This is a genomic window from Thalassobaculum sp., from assembly GCF_965223715.1.
In the GTDB taxonomy this organism is placed as follows: Bacteria; Pseudomonadota; Alphaproteobacteria; order Thalassobaculales; family Thalassobaculaceae; genus Thalassobaculum.
Genome location: NZ_OZ245012.1, coordinates 464,712 through 477,778 on the forward strand (window position 1 = coordinate 464,712; position 13,067 = coordinate 477,778).

Annotated in this window: 12 protein-coding genes; 4 read left to right on the forward strand and 8 right to left on the reverse strand. The window is 68.5% G+C overall.

Annotated elements, in window-relative coordinates; all coding sequences use genetic code 11:
- Entirely contained in the window at positions 1-1,041 is a 1,041-nt protein-coding gene (locus ACOQOP_RS02215) for an FkbM family methyltransferase (RefSeq protein ID WP_420564684.1), read from the reverse strand.
- A 213-nt stretch (positions 1,042-1,254) separates the two neighbouring features.
- Between ACOQOP_RS02215 and ACOQOP_RS02220 the strand changes: the two genes are divergently transcribed.
- On the forward strand, positions 1,255-2,202 hold the full coding sequence (locus ACOQOP_RS02220; RefSeq protein WP_420564685.1) for an N-carbamoyl-D-amino-acid hydrolase: 948 nt from the start codon (positions 1,255-1,257) through the stop codon (positions 2,200-2,202).
- A 223-nt stretch (positions 2,203-2,425) separates the two neighbouring features.
- Here ACOQOP_RS02220 and ACOQOP_RS02225 read toward each other — a convergent pair whose 3' ends face one another.
- The 3 genes from ACOQOP_RS02225 to ACOQOP_RS02235 form a co-directional block, all read right to left on the reverse strand.
- Complete coding sequence (locus tag ACOQOP_RS02225; RefSeq protein ID WP_420564686.1) at positions 2,426-3,718, reverse strand: tetratricopeptide repeat protein; 1,293 nt, start codon at positions 3,716-3,718, stop codon at positions 2,426-2,428.
- A gap of 276 nt (positions 3,719-3,994) precedes the next feature.
- The gene (locus ACOQOP_RS02230; RefSeq protein WP_420564687.1) at positions 3,995-4,609 is read right to left on the reverse strand and encodes an extensin family protein; all 615 of its coding nucleotides are present in this window, start codon (positions 4,607-4,609) and stop codon (positions 3,995-3,997) included.
- A 275-nt stretch (positions 4,610-4,884) separates the two neighbouring features.
- Entirely contained in the window at positions 4,885-5,658 is a 774-nt protein-coding gene (locus ACOQOP_RS02235; RefSeq protein ID WP_420564688.1) for an extensin family protein, read from the reverse strand.
- Positions 5,659-5,819: 161 nt separating this feature from the next.
- Between ACOQOP_RS02235 and ACOQOP_RS02240 the strand changes: the two genes are divergently transcribed.
- The 3 genes from ACOQOP_RS02240 (at position 5,820) to ACOQOP_RS02250 (ending at position 8,720) form a co-directional block, all read left to right on the forward strand.
- Positions 5,820-6,554: a TlyA family RNA methyltransferase gene (locus ACOQOP_RS02240; RefSeq protein WP_420564689.1), complete on the forward strand. Its 735-nt coding sequence runs from the start codon at positions 5,820-5,822 to the stop codon at positions 6,552-6,554.
- Between the two features lie 51 nt (positions 6,555-6,605).
- Positions 6,606-7,607 carry a DUF2806 domain-containing protein gene (locus ACOQOP_RS02245; RefSeq protein ID WP_420564690.1) on the forward strand — a complete coding sequence of 334 codons (1,002 nt, stop codon included), beginning with the start codon at positions 6,606-6,608 and terminating at the stop codon, positions 7,605-7,607.
- 168 nt (positions 7,608-7,775) lie between these two features.
- Entirely contained in the window at positions 7,776-8,720 is a 945-nt protein-coding gene (locus tag ACOQOP_RS02250) for a hypothetical protein (protein WP_420564691.1), read from the forward strand.
- Positions 8,721-8,747: 27 nt separating this feature from the next.
- Here ACOQOP_RS02250 and ACOQOP_RS02255 read toward each other — a convergent pair whose 3' ends face one another.
- The 4 genes from ACOQOP_RS02255 to fabI all read right to left on the reverse strand — a co-directional run bounded on the left by ACOQOP_RS02255 (position 8,748) and on the right by fabI (position 13,059).
- Positions 8,748-9,215 (reverse strand): hypothetical protein, encoded by a 468-nt coding sequence (locus ACOQOP_RS02255; protein ID WP_420564692.1) that lies wholly within the window; start codon positions 9,213-9,215, stop codon positions 8,748-8,750.
- A gap of 74 nt (positions 9,216-9,289) precedes the next feature.
- Positions 9,290-11,047 (reverse strand): signal peptide peptidase SppA, encoded by a 1,758-nt coding sequence (sppA, locus tag ACOQOP_RS02260; RefSeq protein WP_420564693.1) that lies wholly within the window; start codon positions 11,045-11,047, stop codon positions 9,290-9,292.
- An 86-nt stretch (positions 11,048-11,133) separates the two neighbouring features.
- Positions 11,134-12,225: a chorismate synthase gene (gene aroC, locus ACOQOP_RS02265; RefSeq protein ID WP_420564694.1), complete on the reverse strand. Its 1,092-nt coding sequence runs from the start codon at positions 12,223-12,225 to the stop codon at positions 11,134-11,136.
- Between the two features lie 21 nt (positions 12,226-12,246).
- Positions 12,247-13,059 carry an enoyl-ACP reductase FabI gene (gene fabI, locus ACOQOP_RS02270; protein WP_420564695.1) on the reverse strand — a complete coding sequence of 271 codons (813 nt, stop codon included), beginning with the start codon at positions 13,057-13,059 and terminating at the stop codon, positions 12,247-12,249.
- Between the last annotated feature and the right edge of the window lie 8 nt (positions 13,060-13,067).

A 13,067-nucleotide genomic window follows, 5' to 3' on the forward strand; every position in this document is an offset into this window, starting at 1 on the left:
TCAGCGATCCGCGGCCGGATGGCCCGGGGGCGAGAACAGCAGCTTGATGTTCTCCACCTTGGGATCATGCACGAGGTCGGCACCCGTCGGGTCGAGCGGGCGCAGAGTTCCATCGTCCTCCAGCACCTCGCGGCGCCAGGTTGCCGGGAACATCGTCACGATGTCGGCTGGCTGGTGTCCGAAGCCGGTGACGGCATGGGGATGGAACTCGATCAGGAACCGGGTGCGCCCCGATGCAATCAGGTTGCTCGCCCCCTTGAGCGCCTCGAACTCGTACCCCTCGATATCGATCTTCACCAGATCGGGAACCGACCCTTCGCGGGCGAAGAGCGTATCGAGCCTGAGGCAGGGCACCGGGTCGTACAGGGCCTTCTCGAAGGCGTCCGGCGGCGCGGTTGTGATCGGGTCCTCCACCCGCAGGCCCGGGGTCGGGTTGAAGCGGATGTTGAAGATCAGGCCGTCGTAATTGCCGACCGCGACGTTGAGCACATGGGCGCGATCCAGTTCGTTCGCCCAGAGATTCCGTTTGACCTCGAGCAGCAGGTCCGGATGCATCTCGCAGGCGATCACCTTGGCGCCGGCGGCCCCAAGCACGGTCGTGTAGTACCCGACATGGGCTCCGATATCGGCGACCACCTCGCCGCGACGTCCGGCCGCGACCAGGTATCTCAGTACGCCCGGCTCGTAGCCGGGGCCGTCCCGCTCGACCAGATCGAGGAAGGCCCGGGACGCATCGGCCGCGGTGCTGAACTTCAGGTCACCAAGGCCGGGGACCGTGAGGGTCTTGAAGGGGCCGGTCTGGGCGGCGACGGCGTCGCGGTGCCGCAAGGTCCGATCGATCCGGGACAGGATGCTGGTCTGTCGCGCCACCGACTCAGCCGGCACGCCGAGGCGGGCGAGCCAGCGCAGGACCTTCAGGGAGCGCCGCATGTCGTGGCGTGACCGCGCGAGACCCAGCAGCGAGGCCAGGGCGACCGGGTGACCCGGATTGGCGAGGGCGCCGGCGATCGTCTTGGCCGGTTCGGACAGGGTCGGGGACATCAGGGCCCGCCGGCGCCGGAACGGGGGATGCGCCAGATCATCGCTCTACTCCGGGCCGCCTGTGACGAGGAAGAATAGAACATCTTGATAATGCTATAACAAATAAAATTGGCCGGCCATCGGCCGGACCCGGTGCGACGGGGCCTTCACCTGTTCCGGCGGGCACCATAGAATGCGCCATCACGCCATTTATCCTGCGAGGACCGAAGCGCAATGAGCCGGATCATTAACATCGGAGCCGCCCAGATGGGCCCGATCGCCCCCGACGAGAGCCGGGTGAGCGCGGTGAACCGGATGATCGAGCTGCTGAAGCAGGCGAAGTCCCGGGGCGTCAACCTGGTGGTCTTCCCCGAGCTGGCGCTGACCACCTTCTTCCCGCGCTACTACGAGGAAGACATCTCCAAGATGGACATGCACTACGAGCGCGGCGAGATGCCGACGCCGGAGTGCAAGCCGCTGTTCGAGAAGGCCAAGGAATTCGGCATCGGCTTCTATCTCGGCTATGCCGAACTGACCGAGGACGGCCACCGTTACAACACCGCGATCCTGGTGGACGACACCGGCAAGATCGTCGGCAAGTACCGCAAGGTGCACCTGCCTGGACACTCGGAATACGATGCCAAGCGGCCCTGGCAGCACCTGGAGAAGCGCTATTTCGAGCCGGGCGATCTCGGCTTTCCGGTCTGGCGCACCATGGGCGGCATCATGGGCATGGCGATCTGCAACGACCGCCGCTGGCCGGAGACCTACCGGGTGATGTCCCTGAAGGGGGCCGAGGTGATCATGCTCGGCTACAACACCCCGGACGTGAATACCTCCGCACCGGAGCCGAACCACCTGCGGATGTTCCACAACCACATCGTCATGCAGGCCAGCGCCTATCAGAATTCCTGCTTCGTCATCGGCACCGCCAAGGCGGGCATCGAGGACGGCTGCATGCTGATCGGCGGCTCCTGCATCGTGCAGCCCTCGGGCGAGATGGTGGCGCTCGCCTCCGGGATCGGCGACGAGCTGATCACCTATGCCTGCGACCTCGACCTGGCGAAGATGGGCAAGGAGACGGTGTTCAACTACGCCAAGCACCGCCGGATCGAGCATTACGGCATCATCACCTCGCAGACCGGCGTCATCGAGCCGCCGATGGACGAAGCGGCGGAGTGACGCCGTAGGGACATCGGGTTCCGATGATTTAAGGGCGCGCTCTCACCGGGCGCGCCCTTTTTTGTTCCTCATTTTGCTCTTTTATCGTCTTCCCGGCCCTGAGCCGGGACCCAGAGTAATTTCAGCTGGAGCGTTGGAGGTTGATCCCGAACGCTCCATCGGGCCGATGGCTGGGCTCCGGCACAAGGCCGGGGAGACGATGTGGGACGGGCGGGCCGTCCCTTCAGTTCAGCCCCTTCACCGCCCGGCTGGCCACCTTCAGCGGGCGACGCGTCGACAGCAGCAGCCGCGCTTCCTCCGCCTTGCCCTGTTTCAGCAGCGCGTTCAGCAGCGCGTATTCCAGCAGATCGCGCTGGGCGCGGCTGCCGCCGATGCGCTCGTGGCTCGACATCGTGCGGGCGAGATGCGCCTCCGCCTCGCTCCAGTTCCCGGCGGCCATGGCTCCGAAGGCCTCGGCCAGCTCGCGCACGATGTCGGCGGCCGGGCCCTTGGCCTCGGCGGCGATCTTCGCCACCCCACCGGCGTTGCCCGCCATCGCGTGGGCCAGCGCCGCATGCACGTCGGCGAAGGCGATGGCCGGGTTGGCGAACATCCGGGCAGCGTACTCGCTCACCGCCTGCCAGCGTGCCGCCGGCACCTCAACCCCGGCCAGCCCAGCGCGGTACAGCAGGGCGGCCGCGTCGGTCAGCACGTTCACCGGCGGACCCCAGGCGCCCGCGGCTCCGCCGGTCGTCGGCGCCACGTCGGCGTCGTAGACCCGCCACATGGTGTCGATGTCGCCCTGCTCCAGCGCCCAGAGCGCGATATGCCAGGAGATGTGGCAGTGGAGCTGGCCCGCCTTGTCGTAGTCCCGCATCCACTCGGCGATGTAGCCGTAGCCGGCCTCGGTCTCGCCCGCCTCGTAATAGACGTGGGAGCGGATATGGGCGCCGTGGGCGTTGCGCGGATTGAGCTCCATGGAGCGCTCGATCGTCGCCGTGGCCGGGCCGGTCTGGCCAGCTTCCACCTGGGAGAACGCGTGCTGGCACAGGAACCACCAGTCGTCACCGTACTGCGGGGCCAGCGCGGCGGTGAAGGCGAGCTGCTCGGCCTCGCGCCCCGGCTGGCCGCTGAAGCCGATCAGGCCGAAGACGCCGGTGCAGGTCTGGGCGACCAGGGCGTCGCGGGGATGATCCAGCAGATGGGCGCGGATCGCCTTGTAGGCGGCGGGACCCTGGCCGGAGACCAGCAGGCCCAGCGCGTTCACATGCGCCGCCTCGCGCCCGTCCAGCCGCTCGGCGAGGTCCTTGGCCCGGCCGGCGGGACCGGCGACGTCGCGACCCTGGCCCATGGCTTGGCGGATCCGGGCGAGGCCGATCTGGCCGAGCGCGAAGTCTGGATCGGCCGCGACGGCGGCCTCGAACGCCTCCTCGGCCCCGGACTGGGCGGCCAGGAAGCGGTCGATGCCGTCGACATAGGCGTCGCGCGCGGCGGTGGAACGGGTGGAGAGGGCGTTGCCGTATCGGTCCTGCAGCATGGGTCTCGCCTTATGGTGACGGTTTCCTGATTGTCGGCGCTGCGCGGGGTGACTTCAAACGGTTAACGCGCGCGGGAGATCACGTTCGCTCTCATCTGTGGGTAGTTCTCCTTCCAGTTTTTCCGGTTTTCCCGGCCTTGCGCCGGGACCAAGAAAAGGGACAGCTGCGGCGCTGAACGAAGTTCTCCGACGCTCCATCGCGGGAAATTCTAGGTCCCGGCGCAGGGCGGGGAAGACAGGGGAAGAGCCGGATGACGAAGAAGGATATCGGCCCCCTTACCGGCACACGCCCCAATCCCCCATATCGAGGTGGAAGTGGTCGCGATGCGCCGCGTTGTAGTCGGGGCTTAACACCACCTGGAACAGGCCGCAGGCGCGGTCCCGGATCTCGCGCAGGAACGCCCGCTCGGCGGTCGAGCCCCCGCTCCAGTCCCCCAGGACCGTAATCCGCCGACCGTCCTCCAGCCGGAAACCGGAAATGTCGATGGCGTTCGCCGTTGCATGCTCGCTCGGACGGTTGCTGGAGCCGCCTTGCCGGCGCCGGCAGGAATAGGTGCCCATGTGGTCGATCCGCACCAGCCGGCTGCTGAGATACTTCACGGCCGCGGGGGCGACGACATCGCGCTCCCAGAGATAGAGTGCGGCGGCCATCGGGCAGGTCAGGTGCACCGGGCCGGAATAGGGGACGGTGGAACGCAGGATCTGAACCACGTCGGAATAGCCGCAGAAGGGACCGGTGCGCCGGTCCTCCAGGTCGCGGACCTGGAGCTGCGAGGCGGCCAGGATCGCCCGGCACTGGTCGGGAGCCCTCTTCAGCGCGAGCAGCTGACGGCCAGTTGAGCGGTCGATGGGTCGCTCCAGGTCCAGGGATCCGACCGGGACAGGCGCCACCGGTGACGGAGACCGTTCCACGGTTCCGCAGCCGGCGAGGAGCATCACGACGAGTGCCAGCAGCGGCACGATGGCCCGTGCCGGGACTCCGATGGATCCGGCGGATCGGCGGGGTTCCGTCGGGTCGTCGATCGTCCTGCTCCCTTCGAGCGTCTGTCGGATTTAGAGAGGGCCCACCCTCAGGCCTTCCGACGGCATTCTAGCCAAGAACACCGTGATCGCGCGTCGGAGACGGGCACCCCGCCGACAGCGGCGCGCGGCGACGCCCCGACCTGTCACCGGCACACCCCGAATCGGCCCATGTCGAAATGGAAGTGGTCCCGGTGGGCGGCGTTGTATTCCGGTCCCAGGACCACGCGGAACAGGTCGCAGGCGCCGTCGCGCACGTCGCGCAGGAAGGCCTGTTCCGCCTCGCTGCCGCCGGACCAGTCGGCCAGCAGGGTTATGCGGCGGCCGTCCTCCAGGTGGAAGCCGGCGATGTCGATGGCATTGGCGGTGGCGTGCTCGCTCGGACGGCCGGTCGTTCCGCCGCCGATGCGCCGGCAGGAATAGGTGCCCAGATGGTCGATCCGCACCACCCGGCTGCCCAGATGCTTCTCGGCCGCCGGGGCGACCACCTCGCGCTCCCACAGGTAGAGACCGGCGGCCATCGGGCAGGTGAGCCGCACCGGTCCGGAATAGGGCACGGTCGATTGCAGGACCTGCACCGCGTCGGTGAAGCCGCAGAACTCCCCGGTCTTGCGCGGCGGGATCGACCGGACCTCCAGGGCCGAGGTGCCGATCACGCCCAGGCACTGATCCAGGTTGCCCTTGAGCCCGGCGAGCTGCAGGCCGGTGGCGAGCCCGATCGGCCGTTCCAGGTCGAGCGGCTTGAACGGCAGGTGCTGGGTCGGCAGGGGGAAGCGCAGGAGAATACCGTGGACGGCCGCCGCCAGCAGGGCGAGCCCGAGCAAGGGCAGGGTGGCGCGGGCCAGGAAGCCGCCGAGGCCGCCGGATCTCTTTGTGTCGTTCCGATCGGCGATCGCCCCAACCCTCCCGCACTGGTTCATCGTTACCGGTATCCTGGCAACGCGGCAGAGCGGTGGCCGGTTCTGGACGAAATGGGGCAGGTGGCTGCGCGTCCTGTGCGCGCCCGCGGCATCGCCGGGCTGGCCCCGGCGTCCGGGATCTGTAAGGTGGCGCACATGACAGACACGGCGATCAACCCGCGATGAAACGGCGCCTCGACCAGCTTCTCGTCGACCGGGGGCTTGTGGAGTCCCGCACCCGGGCCCAGGCCCTGGTGATGGCTGGCAAGGTGTTCTCCGGCGAGCGCAAGATGGAGAAGGCCGGCCAGCAGGTGGCCGAGGACATCGCCCTGGAGGTGCGCGGCCAGGATCACCCCTGGGTCTCGCGCGGCGGGTTGAAGCTCGCCCATGCGCTGGAGCATTTCGCCATCGATCCGGCGGGTGCGGTGGCCATCGACGTCGGCGCGTCGACCGGCGGTTTTACCGACGTGCTGATCCAGGGCGGGGCGGCCAAGGTCTATGCGGTCGATGTCGGCCACGGCCAGCTCGCCTGGAAGCTGCGCAACGACGACCGGGTCATCGTGCTGGAGAAGACCAACGCCCGCCACCTGACCGCCGAGCATGTGCCGGAGCCGGTGGACATGGTGGTCTGCGACGCCAGCTTCATCTCGCTGAAGACGGTGCTGCCGGCGGCGATCGGCATGGTGCGGCCCGGCGGCCGTCTGGTGGCGCTGATCAAGCCGCAGTTCGAGGCGGGACGCGCGCAGGTCGGCAAGGGCGGGGTGGTGCGCGACCCGGATGTCCACGCCGCCGTCTGCGACGATATCCGGGCCTGGCTCGACGGCATCGGCGGCTGGCAGATCGACGGCATCGTGCAGTCCCCGATCACCGGGCCGGAGGGCAATATCGAGTTCCTGATTTCCGCGCGCCGTCTGTGATACGCTTTCCCTGATCGGGGGATCGACGGCCCATTGGTGGGAGAGGTGACGATGAGCACACTCGGCGGTGATCAGCCCCCGGCTGGCCCTCACATGGGCACCCAGGCCGGGCCAAGTGCCCCTGATCCCGACGGTACGGAACCGGCGCGCCCGCCGCTCGGCCTGCCGAAGCCGGCCGGTCCCTCGACCGCGCCGGCCCTCGCCCGGCTCAACGAGATGGTCGTCGCCGCCCTCGGCGCCGCCCAACGGGACTGGGTCCGCGGCCTGCAGCTTCACCGCGGCGACCTTGCCGGCGATGACGGCTTCGCCAGCCGGATCTCCGAGCGGCTGGACCATGTGGAAAGCCGGCGCCAGCGTAACATCGAGGCCATCCTGCAGCGCGCTCTGCGCATCCTGCCCGACGAGGTGGTCGACGGCGCCCCGGATCAGGACTGGGCCGCCACCTTCTTCACCCATGCGGCCGATACCGCCGATCCCGAATTCGCCCGGCTCTGGGCCCGGCTGCTGGTCCAGGAGGTGCGCCGGCCCGGGGCCGTGCCCTGTGGCGTGCTGGTCCGCCTGCCGAGCCTCTCCAAGACCATCCTGGCGGTGTTCCGCCGGCTGTCCGCCTTCGCGGTGAACAATTTCGTGGTGCGGCTGGAGCCGTCCTTCTTCGAGGGCAAGGACCTGACCTCCGACGACATGCTGCTGTTGGAGGAGTACGGGCTGATCCGGACCAACCGGGATCTCAACCGGGTCTTCCAAAGCCAACGCGAGGACCGGTTCTCCACCAACCTGCTCTATGCCGACAAGGCGCTGCGCATCACCCACGACCACCCGGACAAGCAGCTCGTGCTGTCCTGCATCCGCCTGACGGAGTTCGGCACGACGCTGTGCCGGGCGCTGCTGGAGGAGGGGGAACTGCGCTCCGACACCGACTACATCATCGAGGTGGTCCGCCTGCTCCAGCGCCAGGGCTTCCACACCGCCCAGGCCGATATCCTGGAGCGGGCCGACGAGCAGGTCGTCTCCCGCCACTCCCCGTTCTGCGACATCGTCGCCCTCGGCCGATAGGCCGCCCGGCAATCCCGTCTGAGCGGTAGACTCTGCCGACCCGGCATGTGCCGACGGCCAGCCTGACCCGCGCGGCAAGCCCGCTATACCCGTACAATTCCAAGTGGCATGACGCTTGCGTCCGTTCCGGACAGCACCGACCAACGGATTTCGGAACGGGAGGTCAACGTGACCATTTCATCTGTCTATGGCGGAAACGCCGCCTACGCGAGCATGGCGCGCCTGCTGCGCGACGCCGATACGGGGTCTCAGAGGCTCAACCAGACGGGAGCTCAGGGGCAGGCGCCCGGACAGGACGCTGCCGCGGTATTGGTGAAGCTGTCGCCCCAGGCCCAGAGCCTGGCCCTGCGCGACAGCGATCCGGCCTCCTATTACGCCCGATTCTTCCCGACCCGCGACGGGGAGCCGGCCACTGCACTGGCGGCGGCGGTCGCCGATCCGGGGCAGGCGGGCAGTTCCTCCGGCCTGAGCCAGGCGGAGGTCGCCGCCGATGCCCGCGCCCGCATGGACGCCAGATACGAGGCGATGGCGGCGGAGGGCGAGCCCTTCGACTACGACAGTTTCGAGGGCCGCGACTGGTACACCCTGATGGTGGATCTGGATCGCCGCTCCCTGAACGCCGTCGCCAGCAACGCCGAGGAGCTGTTCAGCGAGGAGGAGCAGGACATCGCCCGCAACATCATGCTGCAGCAGCAGGGCCTGGCGATGGGCCTCTATTCCGGGCCGACCAGCGAGAGGGGGGCCTTCGTCGATCCCTATCCCGACGACACGCCGGCACGAATGACGGCGGCCATGTCCTTCCTGGACAAGGTGAGCGACGAGGAGAAGAGCACGGTTGCCTGGGCTTCCGCGCGGGCTTCCGTCCAGGTCTCCTATGAATGGAGCATGCCGCGTGGCGGCAATGCGGCCGGTGCCTTGGACAGCGAGGTTCCGCTGGCCCGGTTGATCAAGTCGGCCATGGGAACGATGGAGAGCGACCCGTCACGCGGCCGGACCCTGGGTTCGATCCGGGATGCCGACGACCTGCAGCGCCAGCCCTGGTTCCAGGGCTTCGAGGACCGCCTGCCCGGGGCGATCCGAGCCACCGCGGAGATGTTCGGAATTCAGACCTGACGGCTACCCGGCTAGGCTGGTCGTTCGCTAGATCAGCGACTCGATATAGACCGCCTGAACCATGTCCGGATAGCGTTCGGAGAGCTGGGTCTGGGCTTCCATCTTGAACAGCTCGATCTGTTCCCGGTTCGGCCGGCCATTCTCATAGAGTTTAACCGCCAGCGGGTAGACGATGCCGTTCACCGCCCATTTCTGGGCATCCAGGGTGGTCTTGGCCTGCACGTCCTTGGCCTCGATGGCCACCCGGAGGCGCGCTTCCAGCGGCTGGCCCTGCACGAAGACCGAGATCGAGAACGGCCCGATCGGCAGAATGTTCGGGCCGACCACTCGGCGGTACTGGATCTCGCGGTTGAACTGCTTGTGTTCCTTGTCGCGCTGCTTCTGCTCTTCCTTGCGCTCCTTGGTGGAGTCGGTCTCCGCCAGGGCGGGGGCGGACAGGATCGGCACACCGGCGACCAGCGCCAGCAAGGTTGCAACCAAGAAAATCCGGGTCATGGCGGTCTCTCTCCCTGGACCGGCCCGCACATCGCCGACCGATCCTTGTCGTCCCCGAGGGGCGTCCCCAGCCCCTATTGTACCACGAGACCGGGCGCCCGGGTCTGGATACGTCCGCCGCTGCCGGCCGCGTCCACGCCGATCATCTCGAGCCTCTCGCCCAGGATATGCGCATGGCGGGCGAGCCCGGCAAGGACCTGCAGGGAGGCCATAAAGTCGCGGTCGCGCACCAGCTCGATCAACCGCTCCCAGGGCTCCTCCTCCTGCGGGAAGCGCACGCGTTCCACCGGCTCGTCCGGCGCGATCCCGGCGGCGTTGCGGGCGAGCTGCATGGCTTCGGCATAGCCGCCGACCGCATCGACCAGGCCGACCCGACGCGCATCCTCGCCGGTCCAGACCCGGCCGCGGGCCAGCGCGTCGATCTCGTCGGCCGACAACCGGCGGGCGGCGGCCACCCGGCCGGTGAAGTCGGCATAGACCGCGTCCAGCAGGCGGCGCAGCCGGTCGCGCTGGCTGTCGGTGAACGGCTCGGTCGGCGAGAACATGCCGGCATTCGCGCCGATGCTGATCCGGCCGATGTTGATGTCCCAGTCGCGCAGGAGCTGTTCGGCGCTGATTTTGCCGCCCAGCGTGCCGATGGAGCCGGTCAGCGTACCGGGGTGGGCGATGATGTGGTCGGCCCCGAGCGCGGCGAAATAGCCGCCCGAGGCGGCCACATCCGCGAAGCTGACGATCACCGGCCGACCGCTCTCGCGCACCCGCTCCACCGCGTGGCGGATGGTGTCAGAGGCGACATAGCTGCCGCCGGGGGAGGAGATCCGCAGGATCAGGGCCTTCACGTCGGGATCGGCGCGGACGTCGTCCAGGGCGGCGACGATCGGGCCGGAAGCGGCGTTGTCGCGGTCCAGCAGGCCCTGGCTGTCGCCGCGGACGATGGCGCCATCCAGATGCACCAGGGCGATCCGGGTGCCGTCCTCGTAGGGGCTGCCGGCGCCGGAGAGATACCGGCCCGCGCCCACACTCTCCCCCTCCAGCATGGCCCGTGCCTGCTCGCGGTAACCCAGGCTGTCGATCAGGCCGTTGGAGACGGATTCCGTCGCCAGCAGCGGGCCGCGGTCGATCACCGCCTGGACCGAGCCGCCGCCCAGCCGCCGGGCGGTGGCGATGCCGCTGATCACCTGCCCGAACAGGGATTCCGCGACCCGGGTCATGTTCTCGCGCACCGCCCGGGGCATGTGGTGTTCGGTGGCCGCACTGGCGGCCCCCTTGTACTCGTAGCGCTGCTCGAACTCGGCGCGCAGACCGAGCCGGTCGAGCAGACCGGCGGCGAAAGGGAACTCGAGCTGCAGGCCGGTCAGGGCGAGCAGGCCGGAGGGCTGCAGCCAGATCCGGTCGAAGGCGCTGGCGAGGTAGTAGGGGCCGTTCTCGCCGCTCTCGAAGCTGTCGGCGAAGGCGATGGCGGTCTTGCCGGCGGCCCGGAAGCGGAACACGGCGGCCCGCAGCTCCTGCGCCTGGGCGAGACCGAGGGAGAGGTTGGAGAGGTCGGCGAACAGCCCGGTCACCCGGTCGTCGGCCGCCGCTCGGTCGAGCGCGTCGACATAGTCGATCATCGACAGCGGTGCGCTCTCGTCCAGCAGACCGCTCAGTTCCGGCAGCAGGGGCGCCTCGTCGATCGGCCCGCCGAAATCGAGCTGCAACACGATCCGCTCCGGCAGCGGCTCCTCGGCCCGGAACCCGTCCGCGACCCAGAACCCGGCGGCGACCGCTCCGATCAGCAGGACAAGGCAGAGGGCGCCGATGGTGGCGAAAAATCCGACGATGAAACGACGCATGGGGGCTCGACCGGTGACGGAACCAATTGCGGAAGTCTAGGTCTGCAGGCGGGGCCTGTCGAATGCGGTGAGCGGCCGCGGCCGGCTCACCCGATCGGCCCGACCTGGGCTTCGTGGCGCATCAGGTGGTCGAGCAGGACGCAGGCCATCATCGCCTCGCCGACCGGGACCGCGCGGATGCCGACACAGGGGTCGTGGCGGCCCTTGGTCACCACCTCCACCTCCTGACCGAAGCGGTCGATGGAGGCGCGCGGGGTGAGGATGGAGGAGGTCGGCTTCACCACGAAACGCACCACCACGTCCTGGCCGCTGGAGATGCCGCCCAGGATGCCGCCGGCATGGTTGGAGGTGAAGACCGGCTTGCCGTCCTGCATCCGCATCTCGTCGGAGGCCTCGTGGCCGGGGATGGCGGCGGCAGCGAATCCGTCGCCGATCTCCACGCCCTTGACCGCATTGATGCTCATCATCGCCGCCGCAAGGTCGGTGTCGAGCTTGCCGTAGACCGGCTCGCCCAGGCCCGCCGGCACGCCGGTCGCCACGGTCTCGATCACCGCCCCGGCGGAGGAACCCTGCTTGCGCACGCCGTCCAGGAAGCTCTCCCACTCGGCGGCCGCGACCGGGTCGGGACAGAACAGCGGATTGTTCTCCACCTCGGCCCAGTCCCAGCGCGACCGGTCGATGCCGTGCGGGCCGATCTGCACCAGCGCGCCGCGCACGGAGAAAGCGTTGCCCAGGCGGCGGGCCAGGATCTTCTTGGCCACGGCACCGGCGGCGACCCGCATGGCGGTCTCGCGCGCCGAGGAGCGCCCGCCGCCGCGATAGTCGCGGATCCCGTACTTGGCGTCGTAGGTGTAGTCGGCGTGGCCCGGCCGGTAGCGGTCCTTGATCTCGCCGTAGTCCTTGGAGCGCTGGTCCTGGTTGTGGATCACCAGGGAGAGCGGCGTGCCGGTGGTCTGGCCCTCGAACACGCCGGACAGGATCTCCACCTCGTCCGGCTCGCGGCGTTGGGTGGTGTGGCGCGACTGGCCCGGCTTGCGGCGGTCCAGATCGTGCTGGATGTCGGCCTCGGTCAGCGGGATGCGCGGCGGCACCCCGTCGATCACGCAGCCGATCGCGGGCCCGTGGCTCTCACCCCAGGTGGTGACCCGGAAGATCTGGCCGAAACCGTTGCTGGCCATTGTGCCTATCCCCGATCCCGGTCAGACGACGGAGATGTCGGGCGCGTCCACCGCCTTCATGCCGACGATGTTGTAGCCGCAGTCGACGTGGTGAACCTCGCCTGTCACGCCGGTCGACAGGTCCGACAGCAGATAGACGCCGGCGCCACCGACATCCTCCAGGGTGACGTTGCGGCGCAGCGGCGAGTTGTACTGGTTCCACTTCAGGATATAGCGGAAATCGCCGATGCCAGAGGCGGCGAGCGTCTTCATCGGGCCGGCGGACAGGCCGTTGACGCGCACGCCCTGGTCACCCATGTCCACGGCTAGGTAACGGATGCTGGCCTCCAGCGCCGCCTTGGCCACGCCCATGACGTTGTAATGCGGCATCACCCGCTCGGCGCCGTAATAGGTGAGGGTCAGCAGGCTTCCGCCCTCCTTCATCAGCGGTGCTGCGCGCTTGGCGACGGAGGTGAACGAATAGCAGGAGATGTCCATCGTGCGCCGGAAGTTGTCGCGCGAGGTGTCCAGGTACTTGCCCTTCAGCTCGTCCTTGTCGGAATAGGCGATGGCGTGGACGAGGAAGTCGAGGCTGCCCCAGGTGTCGGCGATGCGTGCGAAGACCCGGTCGACGCTGGAATCGTCATTGACGTCGCAGGCCTCAACCAGCGTGCTGCCGACCTGGTCGGCCAGCGGGCGCACCCGCTTCTCCAGCGCTTCGCCCATATAGGTGAAGGCAAGCTCGGCGCCTTGGTCGGCGGCCGCCTTTGCAATGCCCCAGGCGATCGAACGGTCGTTGGCCACGCCCATGATCAGGCCGCGCTTGCCCGCCATAATGCGGGGATCTTTAGTCATTTAGTCCT